Below are 24099 nucleotides of genomic sequence, written 5' to 3'. Positions count from 1 at the left end.
TGTAACGAGTTCTTAACCTGGGTTTGCGTTTTTAACGCACGGGCTGGCGATACAATCGCCAAAACATATTAAGCGCTCGTTGCAAACGAGCGCAAGAAAAAGCGAAAGGCAATTCCCCTCTCGAGAGGGGGCGCGGAGGAATGAGCGAAAGCAGGGGTGTGTTATGCAAGCGATGTGCAAAAGCAGAAACACACCCCTCCACCCCTCTCAAGAGGGGAATCGCACATTCCTCCGGCTCAAAAAGGAAGAAAACAGTAACAAACACAAGAGTAATTTACTCTTAATATAAACTTAATTATAAGCTATTAACATACAGGTATTTTAACCGCTTATATTTGAAACACTAAAGGAACGCAAGGCATACAAAACCTGTAAAGTTTTATTTTTTTGTATTTTTATTGCATTTTGTTGACTATGTACTATCAGTTTTTGCTCAAATATGAATAGGGTTGTGATAACAGGGATGGGTATCTATTCGTGTATTGGGAAAAATCTTGATGAAGTTAAGGAATCCCTTTATACCGGCAGGTCGGGCATTGTATATGATGCTATCCGTAAAGATTTTGGCTATCGTTCGGGGCTTACCGGTGCGGTAGAAAAGCCCAATCTTAAAGGTACGCTTGATCGCCGGGCGCGCATTATGCTTCCCGAGCAGGGCGAATATGCCTACATAGCCACTATAGAGGCCTTGCAACAGGCTGGTATTGGTGCTGATTACATCGCCCAAACCGATGTGGGCATTCTATACGGCAATGATAGCACGGCTAAAGCTGTTATTGAAACCACCGATATCATTCGCGAAAAAAAAGATACCATGCTTATTGGCTCAGGAGCGGTTTTTCAAACCATGAACTCCACCGTTACCATGAACCTGGCCACCATTTTTAAGCTGCGTGGGGTTAACTTTACCATCAGCGCGGCATGTGCCAGCGGTTCGCACTCCATTGGCATGGGGTATCACCTCATCAAAAGCGGTATGCAGGATTGCATTATCTGCGGCGGCGCACAGGAACTGAGCCATTATTCGATGGGCAGTTTTGATGCGCTTTCGGCTTTTTCAGTACATGAAGCTGATCCGGCTAAAGCCTCCCGTCCATTTGACCGCGACCGCGACGGGCTGGTTCCGAGTGGCGGTGCAGCTACCGTGATCCTGGAAAGCCTTGATTCGGCCCTGAAAAGGGGGGCCACTATTTTGGGCGAGGTTGTGGGCTACGGCTTTTCATCAAACGGGGCACATATTTCAAACCCAACGGTTGATGGGCCTGTGCGTTCGTTAAACATGGCGCTTAAAGATGCCGGTATGCATGCATCCGAAATTGATTACATTAACGCTCATGCAACCTCTACGCCCGCAGGTGATGCCAGCGAAGCTAAAGCTATCGACGAAGTTTTTGGCAGTTATAAGCCACTGGTAAGCTCAACAAAATCCATGACCGGCCACGAGTGCTGGATGGCGGGCGCAAGCGAAATTGTGTACTCCATGCTCATGATGCAAAATTCGTTCGTGGCCCCCAATATTAACTTTGAAAATCCCGATGAAGATTCGGCGAAGCTTAACATCGCTACCGAAACCATCGAAAAAAATATAGATACATTCCTGTCAAACTCGTTTGGGTTTGGCGGTACAAATTCGTCCCTGATCATTAAAAAATATATTTAAACTAAGCCATTATGCAAATTGAAGAGATCATTGAAAAAATTAACAGCTTCCTGGCCGAAGAATTTGAGGTTGATGCAGATAAAATGGTACCCACAGCTAACCTGAAAGAAACTCTTGACCTTGATAGTCTTGATTATATTGACCTTGTTGTAGTAATTGAAAGTAACTTTGGGTTCAAAGTAAAACCCGAAGACTTTACGGGGATTGTTACCTTCCAGGATTTTTACGATTACGTACTATCGCGCGTGCAACCTAAAGAGCTTGCATAATGCCCGCCTGGCAGGGAAAATCAAAAGGCAACACCCTTGGCTACCGCATTTTTGTAAGCGTTTTAAAAACAGCCGGTGTAATACCCGCTTATTTTATGCTGAGGTTTGTGGCGCTTTATTATTTCCTGTTTTCGTGGCAAACATCAAAAAGCACGTACTACTATTTCCATAAGCGGCTGGGTTTCGGCAAGGTGAAATCAATATTTAAACTGTACCGCAATTACTACCTGTTTGGGCAAAGTATTATTGATAAGGTGGTAATTATGTCGGGCATCCCCAATAAGTTCACTTTTAATTTTGACGGGATAGATAACCTGCGGCAGATTGCCGCGATGAACAGGGGCGGCTTGCTGCTCAGCTCGCACATAGGCAGCTGGGAAATAGCAGGCGAACTGCTTGATCATATCAATACCCGCATTAACATTGTGATGTTTGATGGTGAAGACAGGCAGATCAAGCAATACATGGATTCGGTAACCGGCGAGCGGAAAATAAACATCATTGTGATCAAAAATGATCTGTCGCACATTTTTAAGATCAACGCGGCGTTCCAGAACAATGAGCTGGTTTGCATGCATGCAGACAGGTATATCGAGGGCAATAAAACCATAACGCGAGAGTTTTTAGGTGAGGATGCAAAATTTCCGGCTGGCCCCTTTGTAATGGCCGAAAAATTTAAAGTACCGGTAACATTTGTTTACGCCCTGAAGGAAAGTGCGTTACACTACCATTTTTTTTCCAGCCCGGTAAAGGACTATTCTGACTTAGGCAGGGGCAGGGGAATGGAACAATTGGCAAATGATTTTATAACCAGCTTTGAAAACAAAGTAAAAACGTATCCCGAACAGTGGTACAACTATTATAATTTTTGGCAATGAGCTTATCAGCACAGGATATATTAACATTGATACCTCAACAACCACCTTTTGTGATGGTTGATACGCTGCTATCATCAACAGATGATACGACCCTTGCCAGCCTGCTGGTAACAGCCGAAAATGTTTTGGTAAGTGATGGCGAATTAAGCGAGGCCGGCCTGGTTGAAAACATTGCCCAAACTGCCGCCGCAGGTGCCGGATATGCTGCCCGGCAATTGGGCAAGCCTGTACAGCCCGGCTTTATCGGCGCAGTTAAAAACCTGGAAGTGTTTGCCCGCCCAAAAGTTGGCGACACAATAACAACCGAGGTAAAAATTGAGAACCAGGTTTTCGACGTTACCATTATTAAAGGAACAATCACCTGTAAGGGCGATACATTGGCCCAATGCGAAATGAAGATATTTATACAACCCCAACAATAATCAACCATGAAAAAAACCGCAATTAAACTAAGTTTACTTATAGCACTACTAAGTACTTTTCTGAAACCGGCATCAGCTCAAACCAAAGCCGAAGTGTTTGACAAAAAAACGCCCATAACCTGGTTAGGTATGGATTTTTCGCAGATGAAGTTCATCGGTTCGGAAGCTGCATATAAAGGAGAAGTGATCAATGCCGAATTTGTTGGCAAATACATCCCGGCCTGGACAAATTTATTTGTCACCGAACCCAAGAAATATAACCCGGCCAAAGCAGCCAATCGTGATACGGTTCATTTTGCTATGAACGTTACTGAAAAGGTAAACAGTGCGCTTACTAAAAACTTTTTCAACTCAAACCCCGGCGATTTCAAAGTACTGACCGAAAAAGATATTGATGCCCTTGTGAAAAATTATGATTTTTTAGGCAACAAAGGCATCGGCATGCTGCTCATTGTTGAAGGTATGGATAAAGGCCGTAAAGAAGCCGGGGCCTGGGTAACCTTTGTAAACATGAATGACAAAACCGTGCTTTATACAGTTTTTCGCACAGGCAGCAGCTTTGGCTTCGGTTTCAGAAACTATTGGGCACATCCATGGTATGAGATCCTGAAGGATTTTGGTAAAGATTTCGACCTTTTCAAAAAGTACTAAGCCAGCAGCGTTTTGAAGCAATCGTTAACAAATACTATTGAGATAGAAGTCAAATTCAGCGACGTGGATATGCTGGGTGTGGTTTGGCATGGCAACTACATCCGCTACTTTGAGGATGGCCGCGAAGCATTTGGCAAGCAATATGGCCTGGGTTATATGGATGTATATAACGCGGGCTATGTTGTACCAATAGTTAACGTAAACTGCGACTATAAACGTTTTTTGCGGTATGAGGACAGGGTGGTCATCGAAACCACGTACACGCCTACCGAGTCGGCCAAGGTCAATTTTGCTTACCGGCTGCTCAACGCCCAAACCGGAGAGCTGATTGTTAAAGGATCAACCGTACAGGTATTTGTACGCCGCGATAGTTTTGAACTGCAACTCACCAATCCGGACTTTTTTGTTGAGTGGAAACAAAAACAAGGTTTGATATAATACAGCGCCGCGATGAAGAAGGTTTACCTTGTTGCTGATAATATTACCTCGCCTCTGGGCGCTACAACTGCGCAAAACTTTGAGCACCTGGTTAACGACGTTACAAGCGTGAGGAAACACAATGACAAAGCCATATCTGACGAGCATTTTTTCGCATCGTTATTTGAAAAAGGATATTTTCAAACTGATGAGTGCTGGACAAAATTCGAGCACCTCCTCATTGCTTCGTTAACCGAAATCTTGTATGGAGTTGATAAAAATATAGCCGACAAAAAAACTGTTCTGATCATTTCCACCACTAAAGGTAATATCAGCCTGTTGGAAACTGAAGAGCCAAGTCCGGATTTAGATGCGCGCATAGCTTTGCATACTTCAGCAAAAAAAATAGCCCAACATTTCGGCTTCGTAAATGAACCGATAGTTATTTCACACGCCTGTATTTCGGGTTTGGCAGCTATGATCACCGGGATGCGGCTGATCCAATCAGGCCAGTATGATTATGCGGTTATTGCCGGGGCCGATGTTATTTCGAAATTTGTATTGTCTGGGTTTCAATCCTTCCAGGCTGTTAGTCCGGGTTTGTGCAAGCCTTTCGATATCACCCGTAACGGTATTAATTTGGGCGAAGGTGCCGCTACTGTTATTTTATCGGCTCAAAAACCGGTTGAAGAAGCTATTGAATTAGTTTCAGGTGCGGTAAGCAACGATGCTAATCATATTTCAGGCCCATCGCGCACAGGCAAGGAACTTTACTTTGCCATTGATAAGGCCATGAAAAGCGCGGGGTTGCAGGCCGGGGATATCGATTTTATATCGGCCCATGGCACGGCTACCATTTATAACGACGAAATGGAAGCAAAAGCTGTGACGCTGGCAGGATTGCAGAACGTTCCGCTGAATAGTCTTAAAGGCTTTTATGGGCATACTTTAGGCGCTTCCGGGTTGATCGAAGCCATTATATCGGCCCGGTCACTGAAGCAGAACACTATCATTCCAACAAAAGGTTTCAGCAAGCAGGGCGATGCCAACCCGGTAAATGTTTGCAGCCAATTGATCTCGAAACCGCTGAACAGCTGCCTCAAAATAGCCTCGGGCTTTGGGGGATGCAACGCGGCGATAATCTTAACTAAATCACAGCAAGATATTTTATAAATGAACACAGAACAGGTAGATGTATTGGTTATAGGTGCCGGCCCTGCGGGAACGGTAGCTGCTTCCATTGTACACCAGGCGGGCTTTAAGGTAAAAATTGTAGAGAAACAGCTTTTTCCCCGCTTTGTGATAGGCGAAAGCCTGCTGCCGCGCTGCATGGAAGCATTAACCGAAGCCGGTTTTGTTGACGCCATAAGCGAAAAAGGATTTCAGCAAAAAAACGGGGCTAAATTTGTAAAAGACGGCAAGATCTGCGACTACCAGTTTGCCGACCAATTCACTCCCGGCTGGAACTGGACCTGGCAGGTGCCCCGCGCCGATTTTGATAAAACATTGGCCGATACAGTCGAAAAAATGGGTGTTCCTGTTCACTATGAAACTACGGTTACCAATATCGTTTTCAACGGGCAAGACTCTGTAACTACTGTGGAAGATAAAGACGGCAGCCAAACCGAAATTTCGGCCCGTTTTATTATTGATGGCAGCGGTTATGGCCGGGTGATCCCCAAACTGTTTAACCTCGACAGGCCATCAACCCAGGTACCACGCAGGGCATTATTTGTGCATACAATTGATAAAAAACGTTCCATGGCCGATGAGCCCAATCGCATTACCATCGTGGTTCATCAGCCCGGCGTCTGGATCTGGATCATACCTTTTGCCAATGGCATTACCTCGTTGGGCTTTGTGGGTAATCCTGAGTTTTTTAAACAATATGAGGGTAGTGATGAGGAAATTTTACGCAGCCTGATCGCTTCGCAGCCATATTTTAGTGAGCGATTTGAAGATGTGGAATTTGCCTTCGCCCCGCGAGTGCTGGAATCATGGTCGGCCACTACAGATAAGTTTTACGGCGATGGTTTTGTGCTTACCGGCAATGTTACGGAATTTCTGGACCCAATATTTTCATCGGGTGTAACGCTGGCTACGGTATCGAGCCAAACAGCTGCCAAGCTGGTGATCCGCAAGCTTAATGGCGAAGCAGTGGACTGGGATAAGGAATATATGCAGCACATGATGCAGGGCGTAAACACGTTTCGATCATATGTTACTGCATGGTATGAGGGCGTACTCGACACCATATTTTTTGCCGATAACCAGGATCCGCTTGTTAAAAGCCAGATTTGCTCGGTATTGGCCGGTTACGTTTGGGACCTGGATAACCCATACGTTAAAAACCACGAAACAGCATTACACAAACTGGCCCGTACAATTACCTTAAGGGATATTGTAGCTGAAGGTAAAAGCTAAAAGTGGAATGCTCAAAGCTTAAAGCCCGATACATTTTTATATAAATTGAAGAACCAGCATTACATATCATCTCAATGTATCATCAGCAACAATGCTGTACGCTATAATGGTACGCTATTGTTTGAGGCAGAATATGCTGATATTGCCGGTTTCCTGTTATCCGCTTATCAACTCATAGGGGCAAAATATCCTAAGTTTTATAAAATGGATAACCTTGCTAAACTGGGCTGGCTTGCTGCCGAAGTTTTGCTGAAAGACTTTGATGCGGCCAAATACAACCCGGCCGACATAGGCGTAGTGTTATCAAACGCCAGCTCCAGTTTGGATGCTGATAAGCGGTATTATGAATCCGTTCAGGGTATAGCAAGCCCCGCGCTATTTGTTTATACGCTGCCCAATATTGTTATAGGTGAGATCTGTATCCGTCATCATTTTAAAGGTGAGAATGCGTTCTTTATTTTTGAGCGGTTTAATGCAGATTTTATAGTGAATTACGTTTCCAATTTACTGGATGCCCAGCAATTGAAAGCCTGCATTTGCGGTTGGGTTGAACTGCTTGGCGATGAATATAAGGCGGTTTTGTTTTTAGTTGAGAAAGAAAAAAAACAAGGCTCAATAGCTTTCGATGCAACAAGCATCGGAAACCTGTTCATTGCCGTTGGTTTTAACCAACGGTAGTTGCGACGAAGCAATCCTGGCTTCAGCCAAAATGGGCCTTCTAACCATGGGGTATTTTGGCTAAAGCCAGTTGTACCAGACCCATATTCCGTTGGTTAAAACCAACGGCAATGAATTAAATAGTAAAGATGAAATGGAGCCACAGAGGTTTCACAAAAAATATTAATAAAGTTTACAGTACACCCAATGGATAAATTAATGGCCGATCTGAAAGAACAGATCATTGAGCAGTTGAACTTACAGGATGTGAAGCCGGAGGATATAGGCGATGATCAGGCACTTTTTGGCGACGGTTTAGGACTTGATTCTATAGATGCCCTGGAGCTGATTGTTTTGCTGCAGCAGAAGTATAAAGTTAAACTTTCAAATGCCGAGGATGGCCCTAAGATCTTCCGCTCGGTACGTACCATTGCTGAGTTTATTGAAAGCAGCAAGATCCCGAACGCCTAAACAATGGAGCAACCTGTTTTTATAGCTGGTGCGGGCATAATTTCGGCCATAGGTAACACTGTGGCCCAGAACCTGCTGTCGCTTCAACAGGAGAAAACGGGCATTGCCGCTATCCAATATCTCGATACCGGGCACAGGGATGAGTTTCCGGTTGGTGAGGTTAAGCTGAGCAATAATGAGCTTGCCGGATTGTCGGGGTTTGAGCCTGGCATCAGCCGTACGGCCATGTTGAGTTTAATTGCCGCTAAAGAAGCGTTAACAGATACCGGAATTGCCAGCCTTGCAGGTTTAAGAACAGGCTTTATCTCCGCCAATACCGTTGGCGGCATGGATAAAACCGAAGATTTTTTCAGGGAATTTTTAAATGATAATACCAAAGGCAAATTGCGCAACGTGCGTGATCATGAGTGCGGTGCAATTACCAGTTTGGTTGCCGATCGGCTGGGCATCCGGCATCATGTAAGCACCATCAGCACTGCCTGTTCCTCATCGGCCAATGCCATCATGTACGGGGCAAGGCTCATCAAAAACAATATGCTTGATGTAGTCATAGCCGGGGGCACCGACGCCCTTACACGCTTTACACTAAACGGCTTTAACACGCTTATGATTCTTGACAAACAGCCCTGCCAGCCCTTTGATGCCAATCGCCGCGGGCTTAACCTTGGCGAGGGAGCGGGCTATGTAGTGCTGGTATCTGAGCGGATGGCCTTGTCGCTTAAAAAAGAACTGTATTGTACACTCAGCGGTTATCATAATGCAAATGATGCCTATCACCAAACGGCTTCATCGCCCGAGGGTACAGGCTCATTACTGGCTATGGAGGGCGCGTTGAAGAAAGGCAATTTACAGCCTTCAGATATCGGGTATATCAATCTGCATGGCACAGGCACACAAAACAATGATAGTTCAGAAGGGGCTGCTATCGGCACACTATTCGCAGGGCATTCTCCTAAAATGAGCTCTACCAAGGCTTTTACAGGCCATACCCTTGGGGCAAGCGGGGGCATTGAAGCTGTATTTTCGGCGCTGGCGGTAAAGCATGGTTTAATATATCCTAACCTGCGTTTTGAAACGCAGATGGAAGGCCTGTCTTTTACTCCTGAAACGCGGTTTTCAAAACAACAGGGGTTAAAGCATGTGCTTTCCAATTCCTTTGGTTTTGGCGGTAACTGTTCCTCATTAATATTTTCAAAACTATAGGGAATGTACATCAGGGCAGCAAGCAACATATCGCCGCAAAACACTTTTGGTAATCAGCCGTTCCTTTCGGAACTGGTTGAATACACCGGCGACCTGCTCAGCTGTATCGAACCGGATTATAAAACCCTGATCGATCCGAAACTCATTCGCCGCATGAGCCGCATCATTAAAATGGGTGTGGCTGCAGGAATGGATTGTTTGCAGCAAGCCGGCATACCAATGCCAGGTGCTATCATTACCGGAACTGCCTATGGCTGCCTGGATGATACCAATACTTTTCTGAGTAAAATGGTGCAGCAGAACGAAGAAGCGCTTGCACCCACGGCCTTTATCCAATCAACCCATAATACCATCAGCGCACAGATAGCCTTGTTGCTGCAATGCCATAACTATAACAATACCTTTGTAAATGGCGGTGCATCATTTGAAAATGCCCTGCTTGATGCCATGATGCTTTTGTATGAGGGGACTGCAGCTAATGTACTGGTTGGAGGTATTGACGAAATCACGGCTAACAGCCATGCTATTTTAAAAAGGATGGGCTTATATCGCAGGTTCCCGGGATCAAACTTTGAATTGCTTAACATTCCGGGTAAAGGGACAATGGCAGGTGAAGGGGCGGCATTTTTTATGTTAAGCCAGGAAGCATCAGGTAATGATTGGGCTAAAATTGAAGGTGTATCCAGTTTTTACAAACCGCGCAGCATAGCCGAAATACAACAGCATATCAACACCTTTTTGTTAACCCGGCATATCGATATTAACGAAATTGACCTGGTGATAACAGGCAATAACGGGGATTTAAAAAACGACACAGTTTACGGTCAATTGCAGCAATATGATTTTGCCCATATTCCTGCCATCAGCTACAAGGCCCTGTGCGGTGAATACCCAACCTCATCTGCATTTGCAATGTGGCTGGCTGCCCATGAAATTAAAAACGATGTTTGTTCATTTGTGCCGCAGAGCAACCAAATTCCGTTAAAAAAAGTGTTGATCTACAATCACTACCAAAATATTCACCACTCGTTAATCCTGCTCTCGGCATGTTAAACTTCAGGAACACCAATATCCTTTTTGTTGGCCTGCTGGGGTTAGTAATCTGGCAGCATATTACAGACGGGGTGTCATTGTGGAGTTACCTGGCACTTATTGTTATTTACTCGCTGATATTATTTTACGGTTGCTATTATATCGGCTCCAATTTTTTTATGCGGGTGGTTTGCTCGCTCAAAACCAGTAAAAAAGTTATAGCCATTACTTTCGACGACGGGCCAAACGCAGCTACGCCTCAAATACTGGATATTTTAAAACAGCATAACGCCCAGGCAGCATTTTTCTGCATCGGCAATCGGATTGCAGGCAATGAGGCAACTCTAAAGCGCATTCATGAACAGGGGCACATTATCGGTAACCACAGTTTTTCGCATCATTTTTGGTTCGATCTGTTTTCATCGGCCAAAATGCTTGATGATATCCTTAGGGCAAACCAATTGATAAGGCAAACGATCAATTTAAGTCCGCAGTTATTCAGGCCGCCTTACGGGGTGATCAATCCCAATTTGAAGAAGGCCATTGTAAAAAGCAGGTTGGTACCGATAGGCTGGAGCGTACGCTCGATGGATACTGTTATTAAAGACAATCAAAAACTGTTAAGTAAGATAACCCGCCGGTTAAACCCCGGCGCTATTTTCCTGTTTCATGATACGGGAGCCGCAACAATTTCGGTTTTACCCCTGTTTATTGAACATGCTAAAGCAAAGGGATACGAAATAGTGCGACTGGATAAAATGCTAAATTTACAGGCTTATGCGTAAAGCAATTTTTAATGAAGATAATATAACGAAAGTTGAAGCCGGGGCCGTGCGATTCCCTCCCTTGGGAGGGTGTAGGGAGGGGTTTCATCAGCGTTTTACCCCTACCTCCTCCTTCCCCAAGGAAGGAACCGCACCGGCTTGCGCTCATTCTAATTGGGTCAAAGCGATCTGTCTTTTCGTTGCTTTCCTTTCTTTCGGCCTAACCGCTCATGCCCAGCACGCAGGCTACACCCAGCTATCCGATCTTACCAAATTTAAACAGCAATTTGCCGAAGTTGCTGCAAAAACCAACAGCATTAAAAGTGATTTCACCCAGGAAAAAAGCCTGAGTATGTTATCGGAAAAGATCACTTCAAAAGGAAAATTCTGGTACCGCAAGCCAAATATGCTGCGGATGGAATACACCCAACCCTTTAGCTACCTCATGATCCTGAACAAGGACAATGTGTATATCAAGGACGGCCAGAAGGAAAACAAGGTATCTACCCGGTCTAACAAGGTATTTAAGCAGATCAACAAAATTGTAGTGGACTGCATCCAGGGCACAGCGCTCAACAGCGGTGATTTCAAGTCGGCGGTTTATGAAAACAAGGGGACTTATCTGGTTTCGCTTTCGCCGGTAAACAAGCAATTGAGCGATTTTTTCAAAACCATTGAAATTACTGTTGATAAAAAGGACTATTCTGTAAATACCATTGAGATGCTGGAGGGTTCGGGCGATAGCACCACGCTTCATTTCACTAACAAAGAGATCAATGCTACTATTCCGGATGCGCTTTTTGCTATTAAGTAGCTGCCTGCTCATCCTGGCAAGCTGCTCATCGGTTTATAAAAATCTGAAACCGGCCGGGGGCGATGTGCGTGACATTAAAAAGTTTGCGCCCGATTTTACCAATGTACTTTACAAAACTGAGGTTGATGTGATAGGCGGTCACCATTTAAGCGGACTGCTGCTTATTAAAACCCTGCCCGATAAAAGCGTGCGCATGGTGTTCAGCAACGAGATGGGCTTTAAATTTTTTGATTTTGAGTTTAAGCCCGACGGCGGTTTTAAAGTGTATTACATCATTAAGCAAATGGATAAGCGCCCGGTGATCATTACGCTGCAAAAAGATTTTGAACTGGTGATGATGCGCAAACAAAATCCTTCAACCGGTTATATTCGCAAAGATGATAAATACTTGTACTATGTTTTTCCGCAGGAAAAGGGTGCCAATTACTACATCACCAACAAGGCCGGAACAGAGTTGATCCGCATGGAGCGCTCGTCGGATCGGAAGCCGGTAGTGCAGGCCATTGTGGGCGGCATCCACGACGGCGTTGCCGATACCATTGGCATCAGTCATAAAAACTTTAAATTTAACATCGGCCTTAAACGCCTCAAACGATAATGCTCAAGGATACTTTTTTCAGTTTTACTCCGCCTGTGGTTAATGATGTTTTGCTTAAAACCACAATCACCCTTAACCCCGCACATGATATTTTCAAAGGGCATTTTCCGGGCAACCCGGTTGTACCGGGGGTTTGTATGATGCAGATGATCAAGGAGGTGCTTGAAGCCTATATTGATAAAAGACTACAACTGATTAAGGCAGATAATATTAAGTTTTTATCGTTTATGGATCCCACTCAACATAAGCAGATTGGGCTGGAAATAAAGGTTAATACTATTGAAGGACAGGTTAAAGCTGATGCACAGTTGGTGAATGAAGGGACTGTGTTTTTGAAGTTTAAGGGACTGTTTAAATAAAGAATGTCATTGCGAGGAGCGGCGGGGGGCCGAAGCGCTGGACGCGACGCGGCAATCTCGTAGCCATGCACAGCCACCTTGCAATTCACCCTGTATCCGACGAGGTTGCCATGCTATCGCTTGCAATGACCTGGTAATAAAAAAAGCCCTTGGTTTACACAACCAAAGGCTCATCAATTACACCTAATCCTTTATCTGATATATTAAGCCTGTAAAGTCTGTTTGGCGCTTTTACCCAGCCTGATAGCGGCCAGTAAGTAATAAAAAGCACCAAAGGCCGAATATCCTGCCAAATTAACAATCCCCATATTAGGCGAATGGGCCATGGCTATAAATGATATACCTGCAAGCATTGACTGGCCACCACTTAATATCATTGGCCATTGGCCGCCAAATTCTTTGCGCCTTTTTAAGCCCAATACCAGTTGTATCAACCCGGTTAATAAAGCCCAGGCACCAAATACAATCAGTGCCGATGGAACACCTTTGGTTATAGCAAAGCCAACCGCAATGGTGGTAACAATACTTATAGCGGCGTTAACGTATTGCGGTGTTACTGAAGTGCCATTGCCCTGGTTTGCGCGGATATCAAGAAAGGTACCCACCACATCCCACAATGGATAGATCACCAGTAATATGGTGGCTGCAGTGAATGAGGTTTTTGCCAATAAGGATACCAGGATTACCCAGGTAACCGAAAATGCAACCCTTGTAAAATATAATTTGCGCAATTCGCGGGCTGTGTTAGCCGCAGCTGAAGTTTCTATGATCAATGTTTTATTTGCTGACATGACTTTAAATTTTTATTTCGTTTTGTTTGATGAAGCAAAGTTGCGTACAAAACGGGGCAGTAATTTTCACCTGGGTGAAAACCGGGATGGGGAATTGTCAGCAAAGTTTCGTTTTTAAGGCTTTTGCTGCGATAACCGTTTTTTGATACGGGTAAGCGATGGGTTTTTGATGCCCAGGTAGGATGAGATATGATACGCCGGAATGCGGCTTACAATGTTAGGGTGCTGAGTTATCATTTTCAAATAACGTTCTTCGGCAGTATTGAACAGAAATTCTTCGGTTCGGGCCTGCGACTGGTTGAAAAACAATTCGGCAATGAGGCGGCCAAAGCGCTGCCAGCCGGTTGGCGTGCTGTAAAGGTACTGAAGATCGGTATAATTGATGGATATGATCTCGGCGTCTTCCATCGCCTGGATAAAATAAGCGCAAGGGTACTGGTTTATAAAACTCCGGAACGACACCAGGAATTGCCGCTCGGAAAAGAAGTAGATATTCTTTTCTTCCTGCGTTTCGGGGTGCACATAGTAAATGCGGAACAGGCCTTTGGTGATCAGCGCGAGATCGGTACATACAAAACTTTGCATGTTGAAAAAGTCACTTTTGGTGATTTTACGGGTGCGCCAATAGGGCAGACTCACGTTGACATCATCGGCCGAGAGATCGGCAAATTTGCCAAGCAATTCGTTCAATAATTCCTGTTTTGATTCCATAGTGTTAACAAAGCGTAGTTAATTCAAATATCGGCACAAAAAACCACAGTAATTTTCACGAGGGATAATAACATCAGGATTTATTTTCTTATTTTACAATCAAACTAAATAAAACGAAAAACAATCAACAATCAATCAACACAATGAAGAATACCAAAACATCTCCCCATGTTAGTGAGTTTGATAGAGATAACCCTCTTCCTGGCTGCCATTATTCTGGCAGTATCAGGCCCTCGTAAAAGCAAAAAGAAAGGCAATAACATCAACCCGGATACGCATTTATATTCCGAATACCATGTTACAGAAAACGGTGGACTGGAACATGTAAAAAACGATAATTAATATCAACCCTGCCTCCGGAGCAACAGCCATAAATAAAATAGAACCGCCGCCAACAATTTGCGGCGGTTTTTTATTTAATTTACGGCATTATAAACCCAACCATTTCCCGGTTTTGAAACATATTTACAGCGTTTTAATTTTCTGCTTAGTTTATAGCGGTCTGTTTGCACAAATAAAAGTTACAGGTAAAATAGCTAACAATTCTAAAATTCCGGTGCCCTTTGCTGTGGTTAACTTACAACAGCAAAATTCCGAACAAACAAGGGCGGTACAAACTGACTCGCTTGGGGTATTTGGTTTTACCAACGTTGATCAGGGCAATTATCGCTTAACCATTGCTTATACCGGCTATGAAAAAACCGAGATCAAGTTGTACCTACGGCATGATACCACGTTGTACATTACCCTTGTTGATAATACCACACAGTTAAATGAAGTAACCGTAACTGCAAGCAAAGCTGCCGTTGAAAACAGGAATGATAAGCTTGTTTATAATGTATCAACCAGTGCAACATCGGCGGGGGCCGATGCACTTACAGTTATAGGCAGGGTACCCGGTGTAAAAGTTGGCGATAATGATCTGAGCATTGTTGGCAAAGGCAGTGTTAAGGTTATGGTGAATGAAAGGCTGGTGCAGTTGGCCGGTACCGATCTGCTTCGTTACTTGCGGTCGCTTTCGGCAAGTCAGGTAGCCAGTATTGAGCTTATCAAAAATCCCGGGGCCGCCTATGATGCAGAAGGTAATGCGGGCCTCATCAATATCACCTTAAAACACAGCAAAAAGCAAGGCTATTCGGGCAGTGTGCAAATTAACGATAAGCAATGGCTGCATAGCCCCGCAACTGTTTACGGCACCAGCAACTACTGGTGGCTTAATGCAAGCGGCGATATCAACTATAATTCAAATAAACTATCGGCCTATGCCAGCGTAAACGTTGATCATGACCACGAGCTGGAAGGTTTTGAAACCGATATTTATTATCCCAAACAAACCTGGCTGCAAACTGATACCGGCAATTATCGATACCATAATTTAAACTTTATTGCCGGGGCCGATTACCGGTTTAGCTCAAAAGTAACTGCCGGGGTAAATTACCAGGGCGGTAAAAACACCTATAATGGATCGGACCATGTAAACAACCCTATCATCAATAATGCTACCGGCGGCATTGATTCAACATTGAAAACTTATGCCACCTACCATCCTGTGGCTGTAAGCAATGCAATTAACCTGCACAGCACCATTAACCTGGATACTGCAGGCGCTAAACTGGTACTCAATGCCGATTATTTTAACTACTACCGTACCGACAGATCTGACTTTGAAAGTAACACTTACCTTGCCGATGGCTCGCTTAACGCAGCCAGCCGTAACCGCTATCATGATACCAATAAGCAGGATATCAACATTTATACTTTTAAAGCCGATGCCTTATTGCCAACCAAATACGCCCGGTTTGCTTTTGGCGGAAAACTGAGCTTTATCAACAATTACAGCAATGCTTTTTATTACAAGAAAGCCGCTAACGATTCTTTAAAGTATGATCCGAACCTGAGTAACGAGTTTACTTATACCGAAAATACCCAATCGGTTTATGGCAGTATTAACCGCGAGGATGGCAAGTGGAAATATCAGGCCGGCTTGCGCGTTGAACGTACGGAAACCAAAGGCTTTTCGCACACACTTGATCAAACTACCATTAATAATTACACCAGGCTATTTCCATCGGCAACAGTAAGTTACCAGGCCGCTGTTGATCATAGCTTATCATTGAATTTTGGCAGGCGCGTTAACCGGCCAACATTCTGGAACCTTAATCCATTCAAAAGCCTGTTTACGGCTTATAGCTACGGCGAAGGCAACCCTTACCTTCAACCCGAATACAATACCAATTTTGAGATATCAGATACCTACAAAAACCGGCTTACATCGGCCTTGTTTTTAAACGTAACCAACAATGGTTTCAACAATGTAACCATTGCCAGGCCGGATACCAACCTGGTTTATACCACGCCGCTTAACTTTATCAGAACTTACCGGGTGGGTATTTCCGAAAATTACTCGTTGCAATTGCTAAGCTGGCTTGATAATAACAATCAATTTACATTTTACCATACTGACGCTAAATCGACCATCAGTGCAGTAAAAGATATCAGCGGTTTCGGAGCGTACATCGCTACTAACAACAACATTTATTTTAACGCCGATAAAACCTTTTCGGGAGCGGTAAATTTCTGGTACCAGTTTCCGGAGATAGATCATATTGGCCGAAGTGATGCTTATTATAAACTCGACCTCGGCCTTAAAGCATCAGTTTTTAAAAAGAAGGTTGACGTTTCATTTGTGATGAATGATGTTTTCAGGAGCAGTGCATCGGCAGTAACCACTGTTGTTAATGGGGTAAGGCAAAAATATACCAATTTCCAGATCAACAGGTATGCTTTGCTGGGGATCAGCTATCGTTTTGGCAATAGTCAAAATAAAGCAGAAAAACAGGATACCGGTAATCAGGACGAAAAAGGCAGGATTCATTAATAAAAAAAGGAGCTTGCGGCTCCTTTTAAACAAATCACGAACAAAAAAGGCTACATTTTTCCTGTAGTATCTTTTTCCATTTTACCTTTAAACATTTTATTGTGGCTCATTTTATCTGAACTCATCTTGCCTTTTGACATTTTATTTTTGCTCATCTTATCAGCTCCCATTTTGTCTGAAGCCATTTTATCGTGGCTCATTTTGTCTTTACCCATCTTGTCCTTTTTCATTTTACCGGTATCGCTGAGCGCAACTGTATTATGCAAAGGGGCCGATGCTTTAGCATGAGCTGTAAAGCCGGTGGCAGCAAAAATGGCGATAAATGTACCTGAAATGATTAACCTGGTTTTCATATTGATCTTTTAGTTAGTTTTACCGCTTTGTCGTGCTGCGGGATAAAACCTTACAAAGTATTTTCATTTTATCAACGATCTCCTGCAATTCATGTCAATCCAAAAAAAATCATGAAATTGGGCAGCACTAAAACTACTTTATGAAAATAAGCGAAGCACAGCAACTGGTAGATAACTGGATAAAAACAACGGGGATCCGGTATTTTAACGAGCTCACCAATACGGCCATTTTAATGGAAGAAGTTGGCGAAGTGGCCCGCATCATGGCCCGGCAATACGGCGAGCAGTCGTTCAAAAAGTCAGATACAGAAGTAAACCTTGCCGATGAAATGGCCGATGTGCTTTTTGTACTCATTTGCCTGGCCAATCAAACAGGGATCGATCTCACCGAAGCCCTTGAAAATAACATGCAAAAGAAAAGTATCCGCGATGCGGAACGGCATAAAAACAATGAAAAGCTTAAATAATTAAAATTAAGTTTTGCTATTTTTATAATAATAGAATTTAATTTTGTTATTATTTGTCTTTGCGAAATTTAATAACGACAAAGGCGTTTAATCTAAAACAATTAAACAGCCTTATTATGAAAGCCTATTTTTTTCTGTCGATAAGTTTTTTGCTCGTACTTACATCTTGCAAGCATGAAACAGAACAAAAACTAAAAGTTGCCAACATTGAGTTAGTCCCTCCTGCACCCGCCGAGGAAAAAAGCATAGCAGCAGCCGATCGGCTGGAAGATGCCGGTACTGCTAATAAACCACCGGCATCCAATTCTTCTATTACCGACACCACCAAAAAGATCATCAAAGAAGGTGACATCCGTTTTGAGACCGGCGATCCTAAAACTGCGAGGCAAAACATTGTTTCTTCGCTCAAAAGATTAGGCGGTTACCTGGCCGAAGAAAACGAAACCAACAGCGGCGAAACCAATCAGAAAGAATATAGCCTCAAAATAAGGGTGCCTTCCAAAAACTTTGATGCCTTTTTAAATAACCTAACCTCCAATGCCGATCATATCGAATCGAAGAATATCCACATTCGGGATGTAACCTCGCAGTTTATCGATATTCAGGCGCAGATCAGCAATAACAAACAACTTGAGCAGCGTTACCTGCAGCTTGCAGCCAAAGCTACCAGGATGACCGACCTGCTTGCCATAGAAGCTAAGTTAGATACCATTCGCACCTCAATTGATTCGGCGCAGGGACAACTTAATTATCTAAACAGCCAGGTTAGTTACAGCTCGCTTGATATCAGCTTTTATACCCGTCATCCCGGCGAAGTAAATACAGGGAATGGGTTCGCTTATAAACTTAAAACCGCACTTGGCGAAGGTTGGGATGTTTTACAGAACCTGTTTTTTGCACTAATTGCGCTGTGGCCTTTAGTTATCGGCGTATTCATTTTTGCGTTATTGATCAGGCGTTGGAAAAAGCGGAGAAGGACTGATGATGTCGTCGGAGGATAAAATTATCCTCGAAGTTAATTTTATATTTAAATTATAAAAACTGAAAATGATAAAAGGTATTACCTTGTAAAGATTTAATTATAAGAGTAGAGTTTTTATTAAATTAATTAATAATTGCTTGACAAGTAGAAATTTAACAGCTACTTTTAAACACCTAATTAATTGATCATGATCCGTGTACGGTCTAAAGTTGTACTGCTGGTTGCGCCCCATATGGTCGGGCTTCAGGTATTACCTAATAACAAGGTTTTCAAACATATCTCAATCACTGCGGCCATCTTTCCGGCAATACATGATATCAAACCCAATCTGCTCATTCTCGATTACGATTATCTTGTTCATGACATCGAAAAAATCCTTCGCCGTTTAAGCTCAAACCCCTCGTATAAAAATATCAGGATCTGCTGCTATAAAAACAAATGGCACTCTAAAATTGACCCCTTTCTGAAAACATTAGGCGTCGACCATATTTTTTACGCTGAGGACATGAAAGAAGAAGCATCCCGAAAAAACGTTTTTGAAGCTATCGGCGATGTGATAATGGATGGTACGCTTTTCAGTTTGTTGAAGCCTGTGCATTAAGCCATTCTACGTACATGTCATTGAGCGAAGCGTGGCAACCGCACGGAAGCACAGCCGCCCTGTAAAGCATGCGATTGCTTCGTCGTTCCTCCTCGCAATGACATAACTTTAATTAGCGGCCTTTGTAGTTCTATTTCTTGATTCCTGAATCTAACCGTCTTGATTCTTAAATCACAACATCCCCTTCAAAAACCTTCACCGCCGGGCCTTCTAAAAAGATATCGGTAAAAGCTTTACCATCGTAGTCAAAGCGGATATTCAGATTGCCGCCTAATACCTTTATAGGTGTTGTGATATGCCCGGTTTGTTCATTGTGCTGCGCCATTGCCAATGCAACCGCGGTAACACCCGTACCGCAGGCAAAAGTTTCGTCTTCTACCCCGCGCTCAAACGTGCGTACAAAATAGCCTTCGGCTGCAGGTTCAACAAAGTTCACGTTAATGCCTTTTTCGTGATAGGTTTCGTTATTTCGGATGGCATATCCCTCGGTATACATATCGCGCCCGGCTAAACCGTCAACCAGTTTTACATAGTGTGGCGAGCCGGTGTTGAGCACATAAGCATCAGCATCCTTACTTACATCATTTACATCTATCATTTGCAGGCTCACCCAATCGCCCTCGTCTGAAATTTTGGCATAGTGGGGGCCATCAACAGCCAAAAATTCAGTTTCAGACCCAATAACGCCCAGGAATTTGGCAAAGGCCACAATGCATCTGCCGCCATTGCCGCACATGCTGCTTGGCTGGCCATCGGCATTGTAATAAACCATCTCAAAATCATACCCTTCTTTGTTTTGAAGCAGCATGAGGCCATCGCCGCCAATACCAAAACGGCGGTCGCAAAGGCTTGAAATCAGCTTAGGGTTGCGGTGGTCAACGCTATTATCACGGTTGTCAATCAAAATAAAATCATTTCCGGCACCCTGGTACTTATAAAAGTGTAAATTCACGTTATTATGCTATTTAATGTCAGCTAATTAGTGTTAGCAAAACCCGTGCTAACAATCAAAAAAGCCAATGTTGATCTATTTAACAAATTTTAACAAAAAACGGGATAACTTATCGTTGATTATCTCGTCTATATGGTATTAAATTTGATTGTAAAATAAGTAAACTTAATAATAAGAAAGGCAAATTATAAATGAAAAAGATAGGTTTAACACTATTAACCGCTTTTGTTGGAGGAGCGATGGCCTTAGGTGTATACAAGGTTATCGAAAACAAGTACTCAGACAACATGAGCTTTGAGGACAAACAAAAAGTATATTTCACCAGTAATCCGTCGGCCCCGGTATCATCAACCGGCGATCTGGATTTTACGCAGGCAGCTGCAGTAGCTACCCCGGCGGTGGTTTACATCCGCACCTCTTACAGCAGTAAAGCAAGTGGTGGCGGTCAGGATCAGCTGGAGCAAATGTTTGGCGATATGTTTGGTCAGCGTTCTCGTCCGCAGGGCCCGCAAATGGCATCTGGCTCAGGCGTTATTATTTCGCCCGATGGTTATATCGTAACCAACAACCACGTGGTTGAAAAGGCTGATAAAATTACCGTAGCTACCAATGATCACCGTACATTCAGCGCTAAAGTTATCGGAACCGATCCAAGTACCGACCTGGCCCTGATCAAAGTGAGTGCAACCAACCTGCCTATCGTTAAATTAGGCAACAGCGATGAAGCTAAAGTTGGCGAATGGGTTTTGGCCGTAGGTAACCCCTTTAACTTAACATCAACCGTTACGGCAGGCATTATCAGCGCTAAAGGTCGTAACATCGGTATCATTGGCAGCGAAGACAGCCAGGATGAAAATCCATTTGGCCGTACCCGTCAGCAAACCGGCCCTAAGCTTAATAAAGCTATCGAGTCGTTCATTCAAACAGATGCGGCCATTAACCCAGGTAACAGCGGCGGTGCATTGGTTAACACCCGTGGCGAACTGATCGGTATTAACGCCGCTATCGCATCACACACCGGCTCATATGAAGGTTATGGCTTTGCTATCCCGGTTAACCTTGCTAAAAAAGTATTGAACGATATCAAAAAATTCGGTACCGTAAAACGTGGTTTTGTAGGTGTTACTTTTACCGAACTAAACCCGGATGTAGCTCAAAAACTTGATGTAACAACCACCAACGGTTTGTATGTTAACGACCTTGTACCGGGCGGTGGTGCCGAACAGGCAGGTTTACGCAAAGGTGATATCATTGTGAAGGTTGAAGGTCAGCCGGTTTATGAATCATCTGATCTGCAGGAACGTGTTGGCCGTTTACAGCCTGGCGATAAGATCAACGTTACTGTGCTGCGCGATGGTAAGGACAAAGATTTCGCAGTAACGCTGAAAGGTGATGCCGTAGCGCCATCAAACCGTACAGCGGCATCTAAATCGGCCGAAGAATTGTTTAACAAACTGGGCGCAAGCTTCCACGCATTAACCCCGGCCGAAAAAGCAAAACTGCATGTTAACGGCGGTGTATTGGTAACCCAGGTACGCGAAGGCGGTTTATTTGACGCAGCCGAAATACCTGAAGGGGTAGTGATCACCAGCATCAACAAATTGCCAATTACCAGTATCGATGATATTGACAGGGCAATTGTAAAACCGATACAAGGCAATATCATCATTGCCGGTATCTATCCTGATGGTTCGCACTTCAGCAGCGCGTTCCCGGCTCAATAAGCTTTTTAAAGTGATTTTGCATATGAAACCCCGGCTGTTATGGCAGGGGTTTTTGTTTTTTAGGAGAATTTATAAGGGGTACAAGAAATAACGCACATGCATTTTTGCCCTGTTGTCCGGGGTATTGCGGTTAATTAAGCAATTAATTGAACAAAGGGTTTGAAAATGCCTCCCGAGAGCTACTGTGTGTACACATCTTATAAAAAAATTTCATTTCGATAGAGCAGGGGCGGGCTGAGAGGTGGAGCGAAAGAGAAATCTTCTACATCGGACTCTACAATTATACCTGTAAAAGCAGAGCGTAGAAGATTTCTCCTCGCCTCCGATGCGCAAAGCCCTACCCTTGGTTCGTCGAAATGACATTTTCTTATTAATGCTAAAATTAAAAAGATGTGTACACACAGTAGCTCTCAAGAGGGAGAATCGCAAATTCCCGCGCTTTTTCAGTCTTCAGTTAATAACGCAGTTGGCCGGGCGGGGCCTTGTTTTGCCTTAGAAACTGTTTAAAGTTTACAGACATATCAAACTTCATAGCCGTTGGTTTCAACCAACGGAATAATGAGTAGCGATAAGAGGGCTTTAGCCCAAATACGCTTGTATAGTTGGACTAAACCCAGGAGCTTTACTGTTAATCGAAACTAACGACAATGAATATTTTGCATTTTTAAGCAGTTTGGCCGGTAATGCCATGATTCATAACATCCGCACAAAAATTTAATGTTTAATTTAACCCGAAAGAATAACTTTGTAAAACAATAAACGTAAACCCACAAAACCCATTGATAAATACCTGGACTGAAGCCGGTACGTGCGATTGATATATGACGGATAACTCACAAATGATACAGGCAAAGTTTAAACAATTACAGGTATGCGTTATTATACCTACCTATAATAACCAGGGTACGCTGGCTACTGTCATTACCGATGTTTTAGCTTATACCGACCAGGTTATTGTGGTAAACGATGGCTCAACAGATGATACCCCGGCCATTATCCAGTCATTCCCGCAAATAAAATCTGTAAGTTATACCCAAAATGTAGGCAAGGGTTGGGCATTAAGAAAGGCATTTGAATTTGCTGCCGAACAGGGCTATCAGCACGCCATTACCATCGACTCGGACGGGCAGCATTTTGCTACCGATCTGCCTGCTTTTATCGAAAAGCTGGAACAAGAGCCGGATTCGCTGATCATTGGCTCACGCAATATGGAGCAATCATCCGTGCCTGGTAAAAGCAGTTTTGGGCATAAGTTTTCCAATTTTTGGTTTTGGGTAGAAACCGGAATCAAATGCCCGGATACGCAATCGGGTTACCGTTTGTATCCCATTCACTTGCTTAAAAACACCAGGTTCATCACCCGTAAATACGAGTTTGAGATAGAGGTGATCGTTAGGGCCGCATGGAAAGGGATTAAAATTGATTGGGTGCCTGTGAAGGTATACTATGCTCCAAAAGAAACGCGTATCTCGCATTTTCGTCCTTTTCAGGATTTTTCACGCATCAGTGTTTTGAATACTATTTTAGTGATCATCACCTTTGCATACATCAAACCCCGCGATTTTTTCAGGACGCTTTTTGATAAAAAAAAAGCCAGGCAGATGATGAAAAACCTGTTCTTTAATCCCGAGCATTCGCCGCAGCTTAAGGCCAAATCGGTAGCATTCGGGGTTTTTATGGGGATTGTGCCTATCTGGGGTTTCCAGCTTTTGGTAGCTATTTCGCTGGCTTTCCTATTCAGGCTAAATAAAGCTATCGTGGTTACGGCAGCGCATATCAGCGTTGCGCCTATGATCCCGGTTATCATTTTTCTGAGTTATAAAACAGGCAGTTTGTGGATGGGGAACCGTAATGTAGATATCCCCCTGGATAAAATTTCGCTCCAGTCCATCGGTGAACATTTGGAACAATATCTTTACGGCAGCATTTCGCTGGCAATTTTTGCAGGTATTATAGCAGGATTGCTCACTTTTGCGTTATTGAAGCTGTTTAAGCGGAGGCCTGTCCCCGCGCTGTAATTC

The 24099-nt window shown here is 43.7% G+C and carries 27 protein-coding genes; 23 read left to right on the top strand and 4 right to left on the bottom strand.

Translation table 11 applies throughout. The features are described from left to right. The first annotated feature begins 439 nt into the window (after window positions 1-439). The 16 genes from MTO98_RS33370 (at window position 440) to MTO98_RS33295 (ending at window position 12619) form a co-directional block, all read left to right on the top strand. Window positions 440-1660 carry a beta-ketoacyl synthase gene (locus MTO98_RS33370; protein WP_243484017.1) on the top strand — a complete coding sequence of 407 codons (1221 nt, stop codon included), beginning with the start codon at window positions 440-442 and terminating at the stop codon, window positions 1658-1660. An 11-nt stretch (window positions 1661-1671) separates the two neighbouring features. Continuing rightward, window positions 1672-1929: an acyl carrier protein gene (locus MTO98_RS33365; protein WP_091222634.1), complete on the top strand. Its 258-nt coding sequence runs from the start codon at window positions 1672-1674 to the stop codon at window positions 1927-1929. Further along, on the top strand, window positions 1929-2807 hold the full coding sequence (locus tag MTO98_RS33360; RefSeq protein ID WP_243484015.1) for a hypothetical protein: 879 nt from the start codon (window positions 1929-1931) through the stop codon (window positions 2805-2807). The genes MTO98_RS33365 and MTO98_RS33360 overlap by 1 nt, the downstream gene beginning before the upstream one ends. Continuing rightward, window positions 2804-3229, top strand: coding sequence for a 3-hydroxyacyl-ACP dehydratase (locus MTO98_RS33355; RefSeq protein WP_243484013.1), 426 nt, complete (start codon window positions 2804-2806; stop codon window positions 3227-3229). Before MTO98_RS33360 ends, MTO98_RS33355 begins: the two co-directional genes overlap by 4 nt. A gap of 6 nt (window positions 3230-3235) precedes the next feature. Continuing rightward, entirely contained in the window at window positions 3236-3880 is a 645-nt protein-coding gene (locus tag MTO98_RS33350; RefSeq protein WP_243484012.1) for a hypothetical protein, read from the top strand. 12 nt (window positions 3881-3892) lie between these two features. Next, window positions 3893-4318, top strand: coding sequence for a thioesterase family protein (locus MTO98_RS33345; RefSeq protein ID WP_243484010.1), 426 nt, complete (start codon window positions 3893-3895; stop codon window positions 4316-4318). A 12-nt stretch (window positions 4319-4330) separates the two neighbouring features. Next, window positions 4331-5470, top strand: a complete 1140-nt coding sequence (locus MTO98_RS33340) for a beta-ketoacyl synthase N-terminal-like domain-containing protein (protein WP_243484009.1) — start codon at window positions 4331-4333, stop codon at window positions 5468-5470. Beyond that, window positions 5471-6721, top strand: coding sequence for an NAD(P)/FAD-dependent oxidoreductase (locus tag MTO98_RS33335; protein ID WP_243484007.1), 1251 nt, complete (start codon window positions 5471-5473; stop codon window positions 6719-6721). It abuts the gene before it with no gap. 45 nt (window positions 6722-6766) lie between these two features. Then, entirely contained in the window at window positions 6767-7399 is a 633-nt protein-coding gene (locus MTO98_RS33330; RefSeq protein ID WP_243484005.1) for a hypothetical protein, read from the top strand. Window positions 7400-7585: 186 nt separating this feature from the next. Then, complete coding sequence (locus MTO98_RS33325) at window positions 7586-7849, top strand: phosphopantetheine-binding protein (protein WP_243484003.1); 264 nt, start codon at window positions 7586-7588, stop codon at window positions 7847-7849. Window positions 7850-7852: 3 nt separating this feature from the next. After that, the gene (locus tag MTO98_RS33320; RefSeq protein ID WP_243484001.1) at window positions 7853-9052 is read left to right on the top strand and encodes a beta-ketoacyl-[acyl-carrier-protein] synthase family protein; all 1200 of its coding nucleotides are present in this window, start codon (window positions 7853-7855) and stop codon (window positions 9050-9052) included. 3 nt (window positions 9053-9055) lie between these two features. Further along, window positions 9056-10105, top strand: a complete 1050-nt coding sequence (locus tag MTO98_RS33315) for a beta-ketoacyl synthase chain length factor (RefSeq protein WP_243483999.1) — start codon at window positions 9056-9058, stop codon at window positions 10103-10105. Continuing rightward, a complete protein-coding gene (locus tag MTO98_RS33310; protein ID WP_243483997.1) occupies window positions 10099-10869 on the top strand; it encodes a polysaccharide deacetylase family protein in 771 nt (256 codons plus the stop codon). Before MTO98_RS33315 ends, MTO98_RS33310 begins: the two co-directional genes overlap by 7 nt. Continuing rightward, window positions 10862-11662: an outer membrane lipoprotein carrier protein LolA gene (locus MTO98_RS33305; protein ID WP_243483995.1), complete on the top strand. Its 801-nt coding sequence runs from the start codon at window positions 10862-10864 to the stop codon at window positions 11660-11662. The genes MTO98_RS33310 and MTO98_RS33305 overlap by 8 nt, the downstream gene beginning before the upstream one ends. Then, window positions 11625-12260: a hypothetical protein gene (locus MTO98_RS33300; RefSeq protein WP_243483993.1), complete on the top strand. Its 636-nt coding sequence runs from the start codon at window positions 11625-11627 to the stop codon at window positions 12258-12260. The genes MTO98_RS33305 and MTO98_RS33300 overlap by 38 nt, the downstream gene beginning before the upstream one ends. Further along, complete coding sequence (locus MTO98_RS33295) at window positions 12260-12619, top strand: hypothetical protein (protein ID WP_243483991.1); 360 nt, start codon at window positions 12260-12262, stop codon at window positions 12617-12619. The genes MTO98_RS33300 and MTO98_RS33295 overlap by 1 nt, the downstream gene beginning before the upstream one ends. A 203-nt stretch (window positions 12620-12822) precedes the next feature. Here MTO98_RS33295 and MTO98_RS33290 read toward each other — a convergent pair whose 3' ends face one another. Together MTO98_RS33290 and MTO98_RS33285 are read right to left on the bottom strand one after the other, a co-directional pair. Then, entirely contained in the window at window positions 12823-13410 is a 588-nt protein-coding gene (locus MTO98_RS33290; RefSeq protein ID WP_243483989.1) for a DUF308 domain-containing protein, read from the bottom strand. Window positions 13411-13524: 114 nt separating this feature from the next. After that, a complete protein-coding gene (locus MTO98_RS33285; protein WP_243483988.1) occupies window positions 13525-14121 on the bottom strand; it encodes a Crp/Fnr family transcriptional regulator in 597 nt (198 codons plus the stop codon). Window positions 14122-14289: 168 nt separating this feature from the next. On the opposite strand from MTO98_RS33285, the gene MTO98_RS33280 reads away from it, so the two are divergent. Together MTO98_RS33280 and MTO98_RS33275 are read left to right on the top strand one after the other, a co-directional pair. After that, window positions 14290-14463: a hypothetical protein gene (locus tag MTO98_RS33280; RefSeq protein ID WP_243483986.1), complete on the top strand. Its 174-nt coding sequence runs from the start codon at window positions 14290-14292 to the stop codon at window positions 14461-14463. A gap of 112 nt (window positions 14464-14575) precedes the next feature. Further along, window positions 14576-16999 (top strand): TonB-dependent receptor domain-containing protein, encoded by a 2424-nt coding sequence (locus tag MTO98_RS33275; protein WP_243483984.1) that lies wholly within the window; start codon window positions 14576-14578, stop codon window positions 16997-16999. Window positions 17000-17049: 50 nt separating this feature from the next. Here MTO98_RS33275 and MTO98_RS33270 read toward each other — a convergent pair whose 3' ends face one another. Then, entirely contained in the window at window positions 17050-17352 is a 303-nt protein-coding gene (locus tag MTO98_RS33270; protein ID WP_243483983.1) for a hypothetical protein, read from the bottom strand. A gap of 140 nt (window positions 17353-17492) precedes the next feature. Here MTO98_RS33270 and MTO98_RS33265 point away from each other — a divergent pair, with 140 nt between their 5' ends. The 3 genes from MTO98_RS33265 (at window position 17493) to MTO98_RS33255 (ending at window position 19402) form a co-directional block, all read left to right on the top strand. Next, on the top strand, window positions 17493-17819 hold the full coding sequence (locus MTO98_RS33265) for a nucleotide pyrophosphohydrolase (protein WP_243483981.1): 327 nt from the start codon (window positions 17493-17495) through the stop codon (window positions 17817-17819). Window positions 17820-17935: 116 nt separating this feature from the next. Beyond that, on the top strand, window positions 17936-18820 hold the full coding sequence (locus MTO98_RS33260) for a DUF4349 domain-containing protein (RefSeq protein WP_243483979.1): 885 nt from the start codon (window positions 17936-17938) through the stop codon (window positions 18818-18820). Between the two features lie 168 nt (window positions 18821-18988). Further along, a complete protein-coding gene (locus MTO98_RS33255) occupies window positions 18989-19402 on the top strand; it encodes a hypothetical protein (protein ID WP_243483977.1) in 414 nt (137 codons plus the stop codon). Between the two features lie 166 nt (window positions 19403-19568). Here the strand turns inward: MTO98_RS33255 and dapF are convergent, their stop codons facing one another. Then, entirely contained in the window at window positions 19569-20354 is a 786-nt protein-coding gene (gene dapF, locus MTO98_RS33250) for a diaminopimelate epimerase (protein ID WP_243483975.1), read from the bottom strand. A gap of 191 nt (window positions 20355-20545) precedes the next feature. Between dapF and MTO98_RS33245 the strand changes: the two genes are divergently transcribed. Both MTO98_RS33245 and MTO98_RS33240 read left to right on the top strand, forming a co-directional pair. After that, window positions 20546-22078, top strand: a complete 1533-nt coding sequence (locus MTO98_RS33245; protein ID WP_243483973.1) for a Do family serine endopeptidase — start codon at window positions 20546-20548, stop codon at window positions 22076-22078. An 821-nt stretch (window positions 22079-22899) separates the two neighbouring features. Then, window positions 22900-24096, top strand: a complete 1197-nt coding sequence (locus tag MTO98_RS33240; RefSeq protein ID WP_243483971.1) for a DUF2062 domain-containing protein — start codon at window positions 22900-22902, stop codon at window positions 24094-24096. The last annotated feature ends 3 nt before the right edge of the window (window positions 24097-24099 follow it).

It is taken from the genome of Mucilaginibacter sp. SMC90 (genome assembly GCF_022811725.1).
In the GTDB taxonomy this organism is placed as follows: domain Bacteria; phylum Bacteroidota; class Bacteroidia; order Sphingobacteriales; family Sphingobacteriaceae; genus Mucilaginibacter.
Note: the sequence above shows the minus strand (reverse complement) of the source record. Positions and strands in the feature narration are given on the sequence as shown.

Coding starts and splice junctions, on each gene's coding strand:
- MTO98_RS33370 (WP_243484017.1), top strand. CDS start 440: ATGAATAGGGTTGTGATAACAGGGATGGGTATCTATTCGTGTATTGGG.
- MTO98_RS33365 (WP_091222634.1), top strand. CDS start 1,672: ATGCAAATTGAAGAGATCATTGAAAAAATTAACAGCTTCCTGGCCGAA.
- MTO98_RS33360 (WP_243484015.1), top strand. CDS start 1,929: ATGCCCGCCTGGCAGGGAAAATCAAAAGGCAACACCCTTGGCTACCGC.
- MTO98_RS33355 (WP_243484013.1), top strand. CDS start 2,804: ATGAGCTTATCAGCACAGGATATATTAACATTGATACCTCAACAACCA.
- MTO98_RS33350 (WP_243484012.1), top strand. CDS start 3,236: ATGAAAAAAACCGCAATTAAACTAAGTTTACTTATAGCACTACTAAGT.
- MTO98_RS33340 (WP_243484009.1), top strand. CDS start 4,331: ATGAAGAAGGTTTACCTTGTTGCTGATAATATTACCTCGCCTCTGGGC.
- MTO98_RS33335 (WP_243484007.1), top strand. CDS start 5,471: ATGAACACAGAACAGGTAGATGTATTGGTTATAGGTGCCGGCCCTGCG.
- MTO98_RS33325 (WP_243484003.1), top strand. CDS start 7,586: ATGGATAAATTAATGGCCGATCTGAAAGAACAGATCATTGAGCAGTTG.
- MTO98_RS33320 (WP_243484001.1), top strand. CDS start 7,853: ATGGAGCAACCTGTTTTTATAGCTGGTGCGGGCATAATTTCGGCCATA.
- MTO98_RS33315 (WP_243483999.1), top strand. CDS start 9,056: ATGTACATCAGGGCAGCAAGCAACATATCGCCGCAAAACACTTTTGGT.
- MTO98_RS33310 (WP_243483997.1), top strand. CDS start 10,099: ATGTTAAACTTCAGGAACACCAATATCCTTTTTGTTGGCCTGCTGGGG.
- MTO98_RS33305 (WP_243483995.1), top strand. CDS start 10,862: ATGCGTAAAGCAATTTTTAATGAAGATAATATAACGAAAGTTGAAGCC.
- MTO98_RS33300 (WP_243483993.1), top strand. CDS start 11,625: ATGCTACTATTCCGGATGCGCTTTTTGCTATTAAGTAGCTGCCTGCTC.
- MTO98_RS33295 (WP_243483991.1), top strand. CDS start 12,260: ATGCTCAAGGATACTTTTTTCAGTTTTACTCCGCCTGTGGTTAATGAT.
- MTO98_RS33290 (WP_243483989.1), bottom strand. CDS start 13,410: ATGTCAGCAAATAAAACATTGATCATAGAAACTTCAGCTGCGGCTAAC.
- MTO98_RS33285 (WP_243483988.1), bottom strand. CDS start 14,121: ATGGAATCAAAACAGGAATTATTGAACGAATTGCTTGGCAAATTTGCC.
- MTO98_RS33280 (WP_243483986.1), top strand. CDS start 14,290: ATGTTAGTGAGTTTGATAGAGATAACCCTCTTCCTGGCTGCCATTATT.
- MTO98_RS33270 (WP_243483983.1), bottom strand. CDS start 17,352: ATGAAAACCAGGTTAATCATTTCAGGTACATTTATCGCCATTTTTGCT.
- MTO98_RS33265 (WP_243483981.1), top strand. CDS start 17,493: ATGAAAATAAGCGAAGCACAGCAACTGGTAGATAACTGGATAAAAACA.
- MTO98_RS33260 (WP_243483979.1), top strand. CDS start 17,936: ATGAAAGCCTATTTTTTTCTGTCGATAAGTTTTTTGCTCGTACTTACA.
- MTO98_RS33255 (WP_243483977.1), top strand. CDS start 18,989: ATGATCCGTGTACGGTCTAAAGTTGTACTGCTGGTTGCGCCCCATATG.
- MTO98_RS33245 (WP_243483973.1), top strand. CDS start 20,546: ATGAAAAAGATAGGTTTAACACTATTAACCGCTTTTGTTGGAGGAGCG.
- MTO98_RS33240 (WP_243483971.1), top strand. CDS start 22,900: ATGACGGATAACTCACAAATGATACAGGCAAAGTTTAAACAATTACAG.